The sequence below is a fragment of the Polycladidibacter hongkongensis genome (genome assembly GCF_001561995.1).
In the GTDB taxonomy this organism is placed as follows: Bacteria; Pseudomonadota; Alphaproteobacteria; order Rhizobiales; family Stappiaceae; genus Pseudovibrio; species Pseudovibrio hongkongensis.
In genome coordinates this window covers 130,173-146,356 of record NZ_LLWC01000010.1, presented here as the reverse complement: position 1 = coordinate 146,356, position 16,184 = coordinate 130,173, and the positions used below count along the sequence as shown (strand labels likewise).

Sequence of the window (16,184 nt, the reverse complement as noted above, 5' to 3'; positions counted from 1 at the left end):
ATGAGCCGGTGAGTGACAACCACACCAATGACAGCAGTGCCGCGCCGCAGCAAAAGCGTAAGGCCGTGCCCTTGCCAAAAAAGCCGCGCCGCGCCAATCCGCTGCTCGCCTTTATCAATTTTTTATTCACCATGGCAGTTATTGCCGTGCTTGCGCTTGGCGGACTGGTTTACTGGGGCAAACAGGAATTTGACGCCGCCAGCGTAAAATCAGGCGAAACGGTTTTTGAGGTAAAAAAAGGCGCAAGACTGCGCGATATCGCCCGTAAACTGGAAGATGATGGCCTTATCAGCAATGCTTGGGTGTTCGAGCTGGGCGCAAGAGCCTACAAGAAACATAACCGCATCCGCGCAGGTGAATTTGAGCTGGCGGCCAACGCCTCCATGCGTCAAATCCTCGACACCTTTGTCAGTGGCAAGGCGGTGCATTACATGGTCACGCTGCCTGAGGGCTGGACGTCAGAGCAGATCGTCGCTCGTCTTAACGCCAACAAGGTTTTGACAGGCGAGCTCGATGCAGTTCCGGCAGAAGGTACGCTGCTGCCGGAAACATACTCGTTCTCCCGCGGTCAAAGCCGGGCCGATATCATTGGCAAAATGGAACAGGGCATGCAAACGGCGCTTGCAGAGGCTTGGGCCGCCCGCCAGCCGGACTTGCCGCTCAAGTCCCCCCTTGAAATGCTGATCCTCGCCTCGGTGGTAGAAAAAGAAACCGCCAAAGCCGACGAGCGCCCGCAAGTGGCAGCGGTTTTTGTCAATCGCCTGCGTAAGGGAATGAAACTGCAATCCGACCCAACGATCCTTTATGGACTTTACGGCGGTAAGGCATGGACCACTGATCGCTCGGGGATAAAACGCTCGGAGCTGAAGAAGAAAAACCCCTACAACACCTATCAGATCGCCGCTCTGCCCCCCGGGCCCATCGGCAATCCCGGCCGCGCAGCTTTGATGGCCGTTGCCAATCCCGCTGACACGGATGACTTGTTCTTTGTCGCCGATGGCACTGGAGGGCACATCTTCGCCAAAACCTACAAGCAACACCAAAAAAACGTTGCTGAGTGGCGCAAGGTAGAAAAAGCGCGCCGCAAACGTCAGGCAGAAGCCAAACGCGCGGCCGAGGCCGAAAAAGACAACAAGCAATAACAGGAGCTCCTATGCCTCTTGCCAGCATGACCGGCTTTGCCCGCACCGAGGGCACACACGGTCTTTATACTTGGGTCTGGGAGATCCGCTCGGTGAACGGCAAGGGGCTGGATTTGCGCCTGCGCCTGCCCCAAAGCGTCGACGCGCTTGAGGCCGATTTCAGAAAAGAAGTGGCAACACGGTTGAAGCGCGGCAATGTCTCCTTGAATTTGCAAATGCAAAAGGATCAGGGCGAGGTCAATCTCGTTGTCAACGAGAAGGCCCTTGCCCAGATTATGGAAGCTGCTGCTAAAATCCGCGCCTATCTGCCAGACGCGCCGCAGCCAACCATAGACGCCATCCTTGCGCAAAAGGGTATTTTGGAACCAGCCGAGGTGGAAGAAAGCGAAGTGGAGAAACAAGCACTTCACGCAGCAATCAAAGACACTTTCAGCACAGCTCTGGAGGGGCTCATTAGCATGCGTCGCTCCGAAGGGGCGGCCATCACCACCGTTCTGGAGGGGCAGCTGGACACCATCGAGCGTCTTGCAAAGGCTGCTGAGGCAGCGCCGTCTCGTCAACCCGAAGCCATAAAGGCTCGCTTGCAAAACCAGCTGGATGCGCTCTTGGAGGCAGGGGGCAGCAAACTGGACCCACACCGCCTGCACCAAGAGTTGGCACTGCTGGCCACCAAGGCCGATATCCGCGAAGAGCTGGACCGCCTGTTTGCCCATGTGGCCGCCGCACGCGAGATGCTCGCCAGCAACAGAGCAATTGGCCGCCGCCTGGATTTCCTGTCGCAGGAATTTAACCGTGAAGCCAATACCCTGTGCTCTAAATCTAACAGTGTTGAACTCACCGCCATTGGCCTTGAGTTGAAAACTGTTATCGATCAACTGCGCGAGCAGATCCAGAATATCGAGTAGATCAAACACCGGCCCATCACGCCGCAGCCAATGGAATACCAAGCATGTCAACCACACTGACCGCACAACAGCTGCAAGACAACCGCCGCGGGCTCATGCTCGTGCTCTCCGCCCCCTCTGGCGCTGGCAAATCCACCATTGCCTCCCGTCTACTGGCCGAGGATGATCAGGTGGAGCTGTCGGTCTCTGCCACCACGCGGGCACGCCGTTCCACCGAGGAAGACGGTGTGCACTACCACTTCCGCGAAAAAACGCAGTTTGAGCAAATGATCCAAGCTGGTGAACTGCTGGAATGGGCGCAGGTCCACGACAATTACTATGGTACCCCGCGCAAGAACGTGGAAGCGCGTCTGGAGGAAGGCAAGGACGTGCTGTTTGATATTGACGTCAAAGGCACCTTCCAGCTCTATGCGAAAATGCGCTCAGATGTGGTCTCTGTGTTCATTCTGCCGCCATCCATTGCAGAAATGTACGAGCGCTTGAAAAAACGCGCCGAAGACAGCGACGAGGTCATCAAGCGGCGCATGCAGACCGCAATCGAAGAGATGCGCGTCTGGCAGGATTTTGACTATATCATCGTCAATGAAGATCTGGAGCGCGCCTATGCGCAGCTAAACGCCATCCTCGTTGCCGAGCGGCAGAAGCGCGCTCGCTTTGCAGATCGTATCGCCCCGCAAATGCAGGGCATGATCGACGATCTCACCGCGCTTATTTCCTAGCGCTGCACAAATACAACATTAGAAGAAAGGCGCGGCTCCTGCTTGCAAGGCGGCGCCTTTCTTTGTTTCATCGTAAGACCCCTGTACCCTTACCCTAATAGGGGCGGTGCTTATCCTTCTGTTCTGCTTCCTTTTTCCGCTCAGCCTCGGCCTCTTCTTTAGACTGGCGAATCCATGCGGGAATATTGAAGGGGATTGGGATTGCCATAACCACAATTGCCAGCAGCCAAGACCAGCCCCACACATCATGAGCGCCCAAAACACCAAGGATTTGGCTGGCTATCGGGGCAGGTGACAGCACCACAGCGAAGACAATACTCCACAAATCGCTAAACTCGAGTATGACGCTAAAATAGTCTTTGATCAGGAAAAACTTGAAGATCGTCATGCCAATCGTGACAATCATCGGGATATATTTCATTTGTGCGCTCCGTAAAACAACAGCGCGCAAGCCTACCAGATCTTCGCAAGGCCATTGTTTCTTACGGCACAAACTCCCGCCAATTGAGATGGGAGGGGGCGTTACGCGCGCCCGTCGGTAAATTCCACAAGATCCCACCGCGTGCCATAAAGATCAAGAAACACAGCAACAAGGCCATATTCGGCCTGTTTTGGCTCTCGCACAAAGCGCACCCCTTTTGCCCGCAAGTCGTCGTAGTCCCGCCAGAAATCATCGCTGCGTAAAAACAAAAATACCCTGCCGCCCGCTTGATCGCCGATAAAGGCTTCCTGCTGAGCATTGCTGGCGCGGGCGAGCAGAAGGGACGTCTCCTGAGCCCCTCTAGGGCGCACCACCACCCAGCGCTTGTCCTGCTCGGCTTGGTAACTGTCCTCAAGCAGCTCAAAACCCAAGACACCAACGTAAAAGGCCAGTGCTTCGTCGTAGTCGCGCACCACCAGCGAGATGTGAACAATACTTTGCTGCATGCCTCTGGCCCCCATCGCTTATTAAGGACTATGCGCCCGCATTGGCTCGCTCAAACACCTTGGCAAGCTCCACAAAGCCAGCAACGTCAATCTCTTCCGCCCGCGCTGTCGGCTGCAAGCCCGCCTCAACGATCAGCGCCTCGGCGTCTTTGCTAAGAGCCTTCAGGCTGGCGCGCAGCATCTTCCGGCGCTGGCCAAAGGCCGCAGCAGTTACCCGCTCCAGAGCTTTAAGCGGGCACGGGAGCGGCGTTTCACGCGGGGTTAAATGCACCACCGCAGAGGTAACCTTGGGCGGCGGTGTAAACGCTTTGGGATTAAGGTCAAAGAGGATTTCTGTGTGACAGCGCCAGTTGGCAAGCACCCCAAGCCGTCCATAGGCTTTGTCGCCGGGCTGTGCCACGATGCGCTGTGCCACCTCCTTTTGAAACATCAAAGTCAGCGACGTCCAATAGGGCGGCCAATCTGGCACAGTGAGCCAGCCAAGCAACAGCTGCGTGCCCACATTATAAGGCAGATTGGCGACGATCTTCAGCGGCCCGTTCACCAGTTCCTGCGGATTGAATTTCAGGGCATCGCCTTCATGTACGATCAGGCGCTCGGCATAATGTGCGCTGATCTGCGCCAGTGCAGGCAGGCAGCGTTGGTCCTTCTCGATCGCAACTACTTTGTCAGCTCCCTCCGCCAACAAGGCACGGGTCAGCCCGCCTGGGCCCGGTCCGACTTCCAACACGCTGTAACCGCTAAGTGGCCCGGCATTGCGGGCAATGCGGGCGGTCAGGTTCAGATCAAGGAGAAAATTCTGTCCCAGCGATTTGCGGGCATCCAGCCCGTGCTCGGCAATAACCTCCCGCAATGGCGGCAGATCGTCAATTTGAGCCATCAAACACTCTCGGTTTTGGCCATGGTCGCAGCCAATCGCAGCGCAGCACTCAAACTGTCCGGATTGCCCTTGCCACTCCCGGCAAGATCAAAAGCGGTTCCATGGTCGGGGCTTACCCGAATAAACGGTAGTCCCAGTGTTACATTGACACTCTCGTCAAAGCCAATGGTTTTTACAGGGATCAACGCCTGATCGTGATAGGCAGCCAACGCAACGTCATAGCCCGCCCGCGCCCGCCCGTGGAACATGGTGTCCGCCGGATAGGGGCCAAGCGCGTTGATCCCCTCGCTTTGCAGCTGGGCAAGGGCAGGGGCCATCACCGTGATTTCCTCTTCTCCCATTGCACCGCTTTCGCCTGCATGTGGATTGAGACCGGCAAAGGCAAGCCGCGGTCTGGCAATGCCAAATCGGCTTTGCAGATCCCGGTGCGCCACCCGCGCTACTCGGACTATCCTTTGTTGCGTGAGCGCTGATGGAACATCGGCAAGCGGTATATGCACAGTAAGCGGAATAGTCATCAGCTCAGGTCCTGCCAACAACATCACAGGCTCGGCCTCAACCCCGAATACAGAAGCGCTCAGATCCCCAAGATACTCGGTGTGACCCGGTTGCTTAAAGCCGCAATCGTAAAGCACCTTCTTGGAAATCGGATTGGTCACCATCGCCCCGCAGCGCCCTTCATGCAGATGCTCCACGGCCATATCGATCGATTTGACCACCAAATGCCCGTAGGCAGGGTCAGGTTTGCCGCAGGTGGCAGCAACAGAGCCGCCAAGTGGCACCACATTAAAGCGATCCACCTGCGCCTGCGATAGATCTCCATCCTCGATAATCTGGAAGTCGACAGGCAATTCAAGTTGCGCTGCCAGCGCCTGCATATGCAGCGGATCAGCCAGACAGTAAAATGCAGGCAGGTTGCGCTTGTAGCGTTCACACCATGCCTGCATCAGCAGTTCCGGCCCAATCCCTGCCGGATCCCCCATGGTAACAACAACCAGTTCGGCAGGATTCAGCATGTTAGGGCCTCAGTCTTTAAAGCGGGTTGGAAAAAGAGCGCCCTAGCGCTCTTCAATGACTGCGTTGCGACGCAGATCGCGCAGGTAACGACGGGACATCATTTGTCCCTCTTTGTTGCGCAGCTCGCCTTCCGCCGCCTCACGCGCCACCGCATCAGAGCTGACTTTTTCTTTGCCACACAAGGCAACCATCTCAAAGCCCACATCGGTTTTTTGCGGCGCGGTCAAACGACCAACAGACATCTTCTCCAGCTTCTCGCGGTTACCAGGAGAAATCTCGTTGGCCAAACGCTTGCCAATCGGCTTTACAATCACTTCTTTCAAGCCATTTGCAAGGCGAAGCCCTTCAGAACAGGAGGTAAAACGCTCACGAAGCTTACGCATTTCAGTCTGGCGGCTTTTCTTTTTCTTGGCACTGGCAGATTTTGGCACCACAAACACGATGCGTTGCAAATCATATTCGAGTACTTCGCCAGTCTTCTCGCCCTTGTCCTTAAGTGCGGCAATTACATCCGCTTCTTCGATACGCACGGTGGCGCGGAAACGGCGCATAATTGCCTCTTGCCAAGAGATCTGCACGCGCAAACGCTTCTTCAGGGTGCTCGGATTAACTCCGTTCTGCCGCAGTGCTTGTGAAAACTGGCTTGGCGACAGCTTCAGACGGCCTGCAATTGACGCGTAGGCCTGATCTACCTGCTTGTCGGATACAGTAATACCGACGCGGTTCGCTTCTTGCGTCTTGAGCGCTTCGTCAACCAGCTCTTCTTTGGCCCGGCGCTTCGCAACCGACGATGATGCGCGTGTGGTCAACGCAATCAAACGGGAGCGTTGCTGCAGATCATAGCTGGTTATAGGCTTGTCATTGACAACCACCACAATACGTGTGGCTGCTTGTGCATTAGGCATATTGCCAATGCAAACGCCTAGTCCAACGGCAATGGCACAGGCCAGCGCCACTCCTCGCAGCTGATGAAACATGAAAAGCCTCCTGACAAACGACGGGTCTTGTTGCCGCTAAATATGTGTCCCAAAACACCTTTATCTATGCTTTGCCATAAATTTGCAGAGAATTGAACCCAAATTTAAATTTGTATTATCCATAGCCCTAGAGCGAGGCAAATAAAAGGCATTAAAAAGATACAACCAATAAATGCGAAGGGTGGCTGAGCGCCACCCTGAATAAATGCCTACTTGCTAGATGTCGAGGTGGACAGCGAAGTGTCCCCAAGCGTGCGCAAGCCAAGGCGGAAGTAGAAAATCTGGTCCACTGTCTCGCCGTTGTTGCGGCTACGGTCTTCAGAGTAGGACACTGAAAGCGACAAGCCCTCGTCGTCATAACCAAGACCGAATGTATCTTGCACCACATTCGCGTTAATAAGATCGTAGCGGGCAGAGCCGAAGGCGCGCCAATTCTCCGAGAGTTTCAGGTTCAACGCACCTAGCAATTCTTCGCGATCATCCGGCACACCGGCATCAGGGCGTGCGCGCAGATAGGCATAGCCCAGCATTCCGGTTAGTGGCCCTGTGCGGCCACTCATATTCACCTCGGCGCGCTGGAATTTCAGATCGCGCCCGTCTAGCCGTGTGTTAGCGCCTAGGCGGAAACCGGTGTTGGTGTCCACGTATAAGCTGGCGACATAGTCGGAGCCACTGGTTTCCAAACCGGAATCACCAGTCGCATCGAGAATATCCGGCACAGCATACGAGTTTTTGCCAATGAGCTGGAATGAGCGTCCGGCCATGGCGCTGATAAACGAGCCTTGGTCAAACTGCAATTTGTAACGCAGGCCCAAATTGGCACGAACGCCGCCCTCATTGCGGTCAAACCCGGAAAATTTGTCCCAGCGGAACAAGGTGGAGGCGTCAAACACAATGCTCTGCGCGTCTTCGTTTGGCAATTCGCCAATTTTTTGTTCATCTGGGCGAGCAATAATCTGCGCAATTGGCTCGATAATCTGATTACCGCCGTTAAACCGCGCCAACCAAGGATACTTATACTCAATACCCACTGCAGGCATGGCCCGCGCCGCCACAGCATCATCGGTCAACGTTTCCACGTTTTTGTCTGCAGACCCGAGAAAATAAACACTGCCTTTTGCATAGGCAAAGGGTGTGATTACTTGTCCAAACTGGTCGATAAACGTGCGCCGCCAGTTCAAATCACCACTGATACGGGTAAATGTCCCCTCCACACCGCGGAACCGGTCAGTGCCATTTACGCTAAAGGCATCAGTGGTGTTGCGCGTCAAGCTGGTGATATTGCCGTTATAGTTCAGCTCGCCCCCAGCAAAGCTCTGACCAAATACAATGGAGTGATCCAGCACTGGATGCACAACAGGCTGCTTGCTTTGTAGGTCAGCGCCTACCTCAGAAAAATCGGCGGACGGGTTGTTTGGGTTTGCAGGACTTGCATAGTTTTCCTGCGAAATCTGATAGGTAAGTACCCGCGCATCAAAGCGGTTCCGCTCGCTGATGCCCGTAAGGTAGATATCGGAGGTCTCGGAGGCGGAGCCAACCTGTGCAAAACCATAGTCTGGCAACACCGCCTTATCAGAGCCATAAGTGGCATTCCAGCCGGTTGACCAGTTCGGCGACAGCTGGAATTGGCCCGTCGTGTTTAACAGAAAACGCCCGCGCACATCACCCGACGAGCCTTCAAATTGGCTCTTATCGGATTGGCTGATAGCCGCAGTAGAGAATGTATAAAACCCGTTTTCAAGCCGATGGCGCCATTCCAGTTGCCCCAAAACACCCTGCTTGGAAAGGGGGGTGAGCGTTGCAGTCAGGTCCATATTCGGTTCAATCGCCCAAAAATAGGGAATTGCCGCGCCATACCCCATACGGCTCTTGTAAACAAACGAGGGTGTGAGAAAGCCAGAGGCGCGCTTGACTGAAGGATCGGCGATAGTGAACTTGGGCAGGTTCATCAAGGAATAACCAAAGAATTCCACGGCTGCCCCGTCAAAGTCGATTTCCTTGTCATTAGCGCGGTGGACAATTTCGGTTGCCTTGATCCGCCAGACAGTCGGCTTCGCCGGGTTGGTGTAAACCGAATAAACCCCATTGGTCAGAACAGTGGTTTTATCAGCTTTTCTCTCGGCTTTTTCCGCAAGGAACTTGGTAAATTCCGGCGTATTCAATTCCAGGTGAGCAATAAAACCGGCGCTCATATCATCGCTGAGATCCATATCCTCAGCGGTAAGCACATTGCCGCCCGGTTCGGTTAGCCGTACAGCGCCATGGGCTGATACACGTGCAGTCTTTCTGTTGTAGACAACACGGTTGGCCTCCAGCGTGTAAGAATCAAAGTAGATCTCAACATTACCGCGCGCGGTAATAATGTCCTGATCAATGTTGTAGCTGAGTTTGTCCGCTTCAAGCAGCATCGGCTGCGAGCTATCAATCTTGCCAGACAGGCCATTAGTTATTGCATCGGGGCTTGGCATTTGCGCATGGGCACCGCTCAAGCCGCCGGTTATCAAACCGGAGGCCAATAGCAATGCCAGCGGTGAGACATGCGCTCGCAATCCGGCAAGAGCTGGCCACACACGTTTTCGCTGTCGAGAGGTGGACGTAAACAACACTAGCCGTCCTCCTGATTCAACAGAAATGAAAAACCCATAAGTACCCCAAAAACACCGGGAGCCCACGCCGCTATTGTGGTCGGGACAAGGCCCGCCCCCCCTAAATCCTTTGATAACTCGGATACAACGTAAAGCACGAACCCGGCAACAATACCACCCACAATCAGCCCGCCAATACCACCAAACCGCGAAATCCTCAGAGAAACCGCCGCTGCAATTAATATCATTGCTAATAAAAGCAGTGGTTTGGCGAGCAAACTTTGATAATGCAGGTCATATCGATAGGCTGGAAGGCCCGCGCGCTGCGATAATTCGATAAATGTCGGGAGTTTCCAGAAGCTTATTGATTCGGGTGAGCCAATGCTTTCACGGATCTCGGTTGCGCTTAGATAGGTCGAAAGCGTGTAGGTGCCATAGTATTGTGGTTCGGCGTCCTGCTGAAAAACAGCGACATTGCTCAGCTGCCACATCCCGTCTGAAAGCTGCGCGTTGTGCGCCTCGATACGCTCGGTGAATTCACCGCTTCTATTAAAAGCGAAAATCGTCACACCGTTTAGGCGCGCCCCGGATGACATGATTTGCCGACCATAAACCACAGACTCGCCATCTGGTCCGTCTTGCCGCAACCACACCTCGCCAGAGGAGTTCATTAAATAGTCCTGTTGCACATCGAAGATGCCAGCAGAAAATGCATCAGAGACTGACTTGAGATAGACCACAGCCGGGTTATAGGCGGCAACACTCAGCATCCCGATGAGTAAGCCGGTAGATAGGGGAGGGGTTAAAAACTGCCAGACCGAAATCCCCGCCGCGCGCGCAACAACCAATTCAAGTGACCGGCTCAGGCTCACAAAGGCCCACATGGAGCCGAACAACACCGTGAACGGGATCACTTGCTCCATCAATAGCGGCACGCGGAATAATGAAATCAAGGTGATACGCCAAAGAGAAAACCCCTCGCGATCACCACCGCGCCGTACCAGCTCCAGTACGTCGAATAGAAAGATCAGTACCGCTGCAAACAAAAACAACAGCAAAATTGACCGTAAAAACCGTAGGGCAATGTAACTAGAAAGGGTGCGGCCACATCCAAGCTTCATGACAGATCTCCTGTCTTGCGCTTGGGCAGCACCTTGCGCAACCGCTCCGAGAGAGATATGCCAAGAGTTTCCAAAGCGTATATCCAGGATGGTCGCTTGTTAAGCGCAATCATCCACCCGCACAGCAAAATCGCAGCACTAGGCAGCGCATAGACTAGCGGATAGGCCTCTGGCAATGTGCTGACAACCAAAGTCGAGGCAAAGCCAAGCGTGCGCAACAAAATCGCACTTGCCATTGCGCCAAATATCGCCATGCCCGCGTCTTGGCGGGTGGTGCGTGCTGTACCCAAAAACAAAAAGATAATGAGCCCGAAAGCCAAAGGATAGAGCGGCAGGCTAAGTCGGTCATGAAACTCAACAAACAACCTGTCACGGTTCTTTTGCCCATAAGCATCATCCTCGGCAATGTCGAGCAGTTCAAATGTCGGCCGCTCGCTAGATTTAAACACGGGCTCCTGCGCCTCGGGGATCATGCTGGAAAGATCAAAACCATAGCTTTCAAAGCTTACAATAGAAATATTGTCATCATCCAGCGTCCGGCGTTGTATGGTGCCATTGAACATCACCAGCAAGGTTCTGTTTGACACCTCGATAATGCGTCCGGTATCCGCAGTATAGATAAACCAGGTGTTTTCTTCCCGCTGGTCAGAAAGTAACAGCCCCTCAAGCACGCCGTCGCCGGAACGATTGCGGATGTGGAAGGTCAGCTCATCCTCAATGCTGATAAAACGCCCCGGCTTCACAATATTCGCCACCAGATCAACACGCACACGGGTAATTTCTTCGCGCAGTTGCGCCAGCGAAGAGGGCGACAGCGAAATTGCCAGATAGCCGGTAAGCAAGCTCATCAGTAAGCTAAATACCATGATTGGCCGCAGGATCAGCCCCCGGGAGGCACCTGCGGCATTCACCACGATAAGCTCGCTATCCCGTGACATGCCATTCATCACGATAATGAGCGCGATCACCATGGCAAACGGCGCTATGATAAGCACCAGAAACGGCAGCGCCAACGAGGTGATATAGGCAAACTGAAGCAGGGTTTGCCCCTTGGATGTGACCAGATCAAGCTGCCGCAGGGCCTGCGTCGCCCACACCACGCCGGTCATTGCAGCAATTGTAATTACAAATGCTGCAAAGCTCCGTCGTAAAATGTAGCGCTCGATCGTTTTTAGCACGCCGCGGAACTCTCCGTTAATTTGCATAATAAGAAATAAATGAAAGGATCCGGTGCATCCTCTTGATTCCTCTATCTATTACCATGGAACGGCCCGGCAAACTGCGACAAGGCTGGGATTTTTCAGATAACTCGCAAGTTTCTTGGGGTTGGCGGGGGACATTTTCCCCTCTCTCTTGCCAGTTTGCTGTTCTCGCGTCATTGTCAGGCCTCTCGAAACAGCGCGCCGCTGCAAAGGCAGAGAAGCCAGCTGCAATTCGAAAACGATTTCATTTTATGTGCTTGCGTCGCAGAAAATGTCGCGCGCAGGCCAGACCCCAAAAGAAAGATAGTAGGATCATGGCAAAACTTCCCGAAATTGCCCTCGTCGCCGCTGGCGAACAAACCGCAAAAACCCTTGTCGTTCTTTTGTCAAAGGATATGGACTTGTCGCAACTGGCAGGCGCTATGGACAAAGCCCAGCTGGAGAAGGCGATCGCGACTGCTAAGTTCAAGGGAAAGAAAGAGAGCTTCTTACACATTCTTGCGCCTGCTGGCTCTGAATATGCCCGCGTATTACTTGCCGGTTTCGGCGCAGCTGCCGATATGTCCAGCCAAGACTGGGTTGAGCTGGGCGGCGCGATCTGTGGCAAGTTGCAGAGCCTGAAAGTTGAGGCTGCGGCTGTTCTTGGTAGCACAGACGATGCCGTGAGCGTCGCTTTGGCCGAAGGTGCGCTGCTGCGTGGCTACAAGTTCGATGCCTATAAAACTAAGAGGGACGACGAAGAGGGCGACGACGCCGCTGTGTCGCTCCAGATCGTGTGCGCCGACAAAGCGGCAGCACGGGCCCTGTGGCAAGCGCGCAAAGGTGTTGCTGAAGGTGTTCTCTTGGCCCGTGAGGTGGTCAACTTGCCACCAAACGACCTCGGCCCGGTTGAGTTTGCGCAAAGAGCAGCGGACCTTGCCAAGCTTGGTGTTGAAGTGGAAATCCTCGACGAAGAGCAAATGCAGAAACTGGGCATGCAGGCGCTGCTCGGCGTGGGCCAAGGTTCGGTTCGTCCTTCCCGCCTTGCCATCATGAAATGGGCTGGTGGCAAAGCTGAGGACGCGCCAATTGCCTTCGTTGGTAAAGGAGTGGTCTTCGACAGTGGCGGTATTTCCATCAAGCCAGGTGCAGGTATGGATGAAATGAAAGGCGATATGGGCGGTGCAGGGGCCGTGATCGGCCTGATGCATGCGCTGGCCGCCCGCAAAGCGCCGGTTCATGTGGTAGGTATTCTGGGTCTGGTGGAAAACATGCCAGATGGCAACGCACAGCGTCCAGGTGATATTGTTACAACCATGTCCGGCCAAACCATTGAAATTCTCAACACCGATGCAGAAGGCCGTTTGGTGCTCGCCGATGCCCTCTGGTACACCAACGAACGTTTCAAACCAAAATTCATTATCGATCTGGCGACCCTGACCGGTGCCTGCATGATTGCCTTGGGGAACCATCACGCTGGTTTGTTCTCGAACGACGATGAATTGGCCGCGCAAATCGATAAGGCTGGGGCGGATACTAGCGAGAAAGTCTGGCGTCTGCCATTGGGTAAAGAATACGACAAAATGATCGATACACCAAATGCGGACATGCGCAACACCGGCGGATCCCGCCTTGCCGGGGCCACCACCGCGGCGCAGCTACTGCAGCGCTTTATCGGCGAAACCCCTTGGGCACATATCGACATCGCGGGCACGGCAATGGGTTCGCCTAAAACGGCCATTTCACAAGGGTGGGCCTCCGGCTTTGGCGTACGCTTGCTTGACAAGCTGGTCAAAGACAACTTTGAAAGCTAAGCCCTGCACGAAATGAAAGCTCAAAGCTCCCCACCCTACCGGAGGTGGGGAGCTGAACGGCAACAGGCCGACAAACCTCAACGGTTTGTCGGCCTGTTTCTTTTAAAGGGCGCAAGCCGACCGGCTTGCGCAAAGGCGCGCTATGGCAGTTGGGTCGAGAAACCGCAGCCTTGCATTACCTTATTGTAAGCCTTGGTAAATCCGAGCAAGGAGAAGCGCCGCATAAGCGTCCCATCCGCATACACCTTCAGATTATATCCCGCTTGCATTTGCGCTAAAATACCTGAAGTCTGCGGTGTGTTGGAAGGCAGCGTAACCGCCGGATTTTCTTTGTTGCCCACAGCCAAGAAGGGCATGTTTGCATCTATCTTGAGTGTGTAGGAGGCCCCTTGCTGAGCTTTCCTTAGGATCTTATTGCCGCTAACTTTCAGTTGCGGATACACATGGGGAGGGCCGACATCGCCATTGCTCATTGAGATGGATAGGCGTGGTTCGCCTTTTTTGCCGGTCCACGCAGTGCAAGTACGCCGTATATCTTCGCCGGTGTCCTCATCCAAAAGGGCAACTCGCCAACGGCGATATTGGAAGGAGTAGGAAGTGTATCCATCCCCCCGGTAAATCTCGGCTTCGTCTGCGGCAGCGCCGCCAGAGATAGCAAACAAGCTAGCGCCTGCAATAAGTGCTATCGCACCCAAACTATTCAAAAGACTAAGGGATTTCAAACAGCAACGTTTCTTTTTGATATGCATAGCAAACTCCTTTGTTTGTAAAAAGAGATTACCTCAATGCAACAGGGTGGCTTGTGCTCTACAAAACTGGTCGCGAATATCACCAGAAAAACAGCAGATCGCGACTGGAACCGGTTATTAAGAGCCCGGTTACTACAACTCAGCTCATCACTCGGAGTTGCTCGTTCAGTGCGACGGCAAGCCAGCAATCTGGCCGGACAATACCAAATGGCACGCGTGGCTACAAACCAGTATCACTCCTGCCCCAACCGCCCTAAAAACTAGCAGGTCTTGTAGTGGGTACAGGCGCTTTCCTGTTTTGGTAGCATTGCCCCAACAGCCGCTGTAACTCCGATCAGCCCGCAGACCAAAACCACAAACAAAACACTACGCTTTACCATAGAACGCTGAACTCCGCCCAAATTCTCAGCCAACAGGCAATCACCGATAATCCGAAGTCATCCGCAAAAACCAATAGGTCTCTAAAAATAATGCCACACAGGTTGTTTGCTTTGCACTAAACAGGTTTTGCCATAAAACCGGTAAAACAGCGAGCACGATAACCTTGCAAATACTCTTGTTCCCTTAGCATCTAGAGGTAGATTCTTCATTGCCAAAATCCCGCGGTTTTAAAGTATCTACAGCTAAATCTGCGCAGGGCCTCCCTAACTCTTGTTATTAGGGGACAAGCAGGCTTCAGTGAACCCGTTGATTCCAGCGTGGCAGAGTTGCGCCAAGCACTGGGCCCAATTGCGCCCCGTCAAGCCAATTGCGCCCCCGTCAAGAAGGTGTGTTTCGCTATGCAGGTGGCAAAAGGTAACACACAATGACTGACAGAAGCTGCAGTAACGATAAGGAACCCGGCAGGCATGAGTGACGTTTTCTTCTACCAGCTCTCGCTGTTTCCCCTCGACAAAGTTCTGCCCAAACTTCTGGAAAAATGCTTGGAGCGGGATTGGCAGGTCGCGGTTCAGTTTGGCTCGAAGGAGCGTTGCGACGCCATGAACAGCTATTTGTGGACCTATGCAGAAGATGGTTTTCTCCCCCATGGCACCAAGGAAGATGGGCATCCAGAGTTTCAGCCCATCTATCTCACCCATGAGAGTGATAACCCCAATGATGCCATGGTTAGATTTGTCGTGGATCGTGCTCCGATGCCAGACCCTGCAAGCTATCAAAGAGTTGTCTATATTTTTGATGGCTCCGACCAAGAGGCGCTGGTTGAAGCCAGAGCGCAATGGAAAGCGCTAAAAGACACAGAACACGAGCTGACCTACTGGGCACAAACCCAAAACGGTGGCTGGGATCGGAAGGCTTAACGGACAAATGGCCAAGAACACGCTAGAGGAACGTGCAGCGTTGCAAAATCGCCTCGACCAACTGAAGGGCGCACGCGGCGGCGACGCTGATGCCCGCAAGGCGTGGTTTGAGGCGGTCTATCAGCAAGCGAATGGCGATGCTGCGCAAATCCCTTGGGCAGAACAGCGTCCAAAATCAGAATTCCTAGACTGGCTGCAAAACCATAAACCGGCAAAATCTTGCATGCGGGCGCTTGATGTGGGCTGCGGGCTTGGCGACAATACGAAGGCGTTGCAGGACGCAGGCTATCAGGCCACCGGCTTCGATCTAGCGAAAACCGCAGTGGGGTGGGCCCGCCAGCGCTTTTCAGGTAGCGGCGCCGAGTTTCTAGAAGCGGATTTGTTTGCCTTGCCGGCGCGTTGGCAGGGGGCCTTTGCCCTTGTCTATGAGTGCTATACCCTTCAAGCGCTGGAGCGTGCGCAGCGGCCGCAAATTATTGCTCATCTTGCCGATTTGCTGACGCCAGCCGGAACGCTGCTGGTGCTTTCGCGTTATTGTGAGGAGCCGGCTGCGGATGAAGCGCAGCAACGCCCGCCTTGGTACTTAAGCGAAAAAGAAACACAGCTTTTCAAACAGGCTGGGCTGGTGGAGCAAAACCGCCAGATGACGATGGTCGAGCGGCCGGATGGGCGCAGCTATCAGCACATTTTGCTAGAGCTGAAGAAGTGAAAAATCCATCCAAAACAAGGGTCTATGGAAAACAAGTGAATCAAAACCTCACCCAGAACCAACTAAGCAAGAATTCACAACAGCAAACCAGCATAAGCCATTGCAAAACCAACATCGGTTCACTTGAAATAACCCCCACCCAAGACCCGTCTGAGAATAA

The 16,184-nt window shown here is 54.0% G+C and carries 15 protein-coding genes; 6 read left to right on the top strand and 9 right to left on the bottom strand.

Features of this window, described 5'->3' with window-relative positions; genetic code table 11:
* Positions 1 to 8: 8 nt before the first annotated feature.
* From mltG to gmk, 3 genes are read left to right on the top strand one after another with little or no spacing between them, the layout of a single operon-like run.
* The gene (gene mltG, locus AYK82_RS05540; protein ID WP_068312370.1) at positions 9 to 1,142 is read left to right on the top strand and encodes an endolytic transglycosylase MltG; all 1,134 of its coding nucleotides are present in this window, start codon (positions 9 to 11) and stop codon (positions 1,140 to 1,142) included.
* An 11-nt stretch (positions 1,143 to 1,153) separates the two neighbouring features.
* The gene (locus AYK82_RS05535; RefSeq protein WP_068312367.1) at positions 1,154 to 2,047 is read left to right on the top strand and encodes a YicC/YloC family endoribonuclease; all 894 of its coding nucleotides are present in this window, start codon (positions 1,154 to 1,156) and stop codon (positions 2,045 to 2,047) included.
* A gap of 44 nt (positions 2,048 to 2,091) precedes the next feature.
* The gene (gene gmk, locus AYK82_RS05530; protein ID WP_068312364.1) at positions 2,092 to 2,766 is read left to right on the top strand and encodes a guanylate kinase; all 675 of its coding nucleotides are present in this window, start codon (positions 2,092 to 2,094) and stop codon (positions 2,764 to 2,766) included.
* A 94-nt stretch (positions 2,767 to 2,860) separates the two neighbouring features.
* Here the strand turns inward: gmk and AYK82_RS05525 are convergent, their stop codons facing one another.
* The 8 genes from AYK82_RS05525 to AYK82_RS05490 all read right to left on the bottom strand — a co-directional run bounded on the left by AYK82_RS05525 (position 2,861) and on the right by AYK82_RS05490 (position 11,451).
* Positions 2,861 to 3,187, bottom strand: a complete 327-nt coding sequence (locus AYK82_RS05525; protein ID WP_156453264.1) for a hypothetical protein — start codon at positions 3,185 to 3,187, stop codon at positions 2,861 to 2,863.
* 101 nt (positions 3,188 to 3,288) lie between these two features.
* Positions 3,289 to 3,693, bottom strand: coding sequence for a VOC family protein (locus tag AYK82_RS05520; RefSeq protein ID WP_068312358.1), 405 nt, complete (start codon positions 3,691 to 3,693; stop codon positions 3,289 to 3,291).
* 28 nt (positions 3,694 to 3,721) lie between these two features.
* The gene (gene rsmA, locus AYK82_RS05515; protein WP_068312355.1) at positions 3,722 to 4,573 is read right to left on the bottom strand and encodes a 16S rRNA (adenine(1518)-N(6)/adenine(1519)-N(6))-dimethyltransferase RsmA; all 852 of its coding nucleotides are present in this window, start codon (positions 4,571 to 4,573) and stop codon (positions 3,722 to 3,724) included.
* Positions 4,573 to 5,589, bottom strand: coding sequence for a 4-hydroxythreonine-4-phosphate dehydrogenase PdxA (pdxA, locus tag AYK82_RS05510; RefSeq protein WP_068312352.1), 1,017 nt, complete (start codon positions 5,587 to 5,589; stop codon positions 4,573 to 4,575). The genes rsmA and pdxA overlap by 1 nt, the downstream gene beginning before the upstream one ends.
* 42 nt (positions 5,590 to 5,631) lie before the next feature.
* Positions 5,632 to 6,567, bottom strand: a complete 936-nt coding sequence (locus AYK82_RS05505) for a SurA N-terminal domain-containing protein (RefSeq protein ID WP_068312349.1) — start codon at positions 6,565 to 6,567, stop codon at positions 5,632 to 5,634.
* A gap of 209 nt (positions 6,568 to 6,776) precedes the next feature.
* Positions 6,777 to 9,173 (bottom strand): LPS-assembly protein LptD, encoded by a 2,397-nt coding sequence (locus AYK82_RS05500; protein WP_068312346.1) that lies wholly within the window; start codon positions 9,171 to 9,173, stop codon positions 6,777 to 6,779.
* Positions 9,173 to 10,273 carry an LPS export ABC transporter permease LptG gene (gene lptG / locus AYK82_RS05495; protein WP_068312344.1) on the bottom strand — a complete coding sequence of 367 codons (1,101 nt, stop codon included), beginning with the start codon at positions 10,271 to 10,273 and terminating at the stop codon, positions 9,173 to 9,175. Before lptG ends, AYK82_RS05500 begins: the two co-directional genes overlap by 1 nt.
* Positions 10,270 to 11,451, bottom strand: coding sequence for an LptF/LptG family permease (locus AYK82_RS05490; RefSeq protein ID WP_208976406.1), 1,182 nt, complete (start codon positions 11,449 to 11,451; stop codon positions 10,270 to 10,272). Before AYK82_RS05490 ends, lptG begins: the two co-directional genes overlap by 4 nt.
* Positions 11,452 to 11,789: 338 nt before the next feature.
* On the opposite strand from AYK82_RS05490, the gene AYK82_RS05485 reads away from it, so the two are divergent.
* Positions 11,790 to 13,268, top strand: a complete 1,479-nt coding sequence (locus tag AYK82_RS05485) for a leucyl aminopeptidase (protein WP_068312338.1) — start codon at positions 11,790 to 11,792, stop codon at positions 13,266 to 13,268.
* Positions 13,269 to 13,408: 140 nt separating this feature from the next.
* Here the strand turns inward: AYK82_RS05485 and AYK82_RS05480 are convergent, their stop codons facing one another.
* Positions 13,409 to 14,017: a hypothetical protein gene (locus AYK82_RS05480; RefSeq protein WP_068312335.1), complete on the bottom strand. Its 609-nt coding sequence runs from the start codon at positions 14,015 to 14,017 to the stop codon at positions 13,409 to 13,411.
* Positions 14,018 to 14,865: 848 nt separating this feature from the next.
* On the opposite strand from AYK82_RS05480, the gene AYK82_RS05475 reads away from it, so the two are divergent.
* Together AYK82_RS05475 and AYK82_RS05470 are read left to right on the top strand one after the other, a co-directional pair.
* On the top strand, positions 14,866 to 15,315 hold the full coding sequence (locus AYK82_RS05475; protein ID WP_068312332.1) for a DNA polymerase III subunit chi: 450 nt from the start codon (positions 14,866 to 14,868) through the stop codon (positions 15,313 to 15,315).
* A 7-nt stretch (positions 15,316 to 15,322) separates the two neighbouring features.
* Positions 15,323 to 16,024 carry a class I SAM-dependent methyltransferase gene (locus AYK82_RS05470; protein ID WP_068312329.1) on the top strand — a complete coding sequence of 234 codons (702 nt, stop codon included), beginning with the start codon at positions 15,323 to 15,325 and terminating at the stop codon, positions 16,022 to 16,024.
* Positions 16,025 to 16,184: the final 160 nt, after the last annotated feature.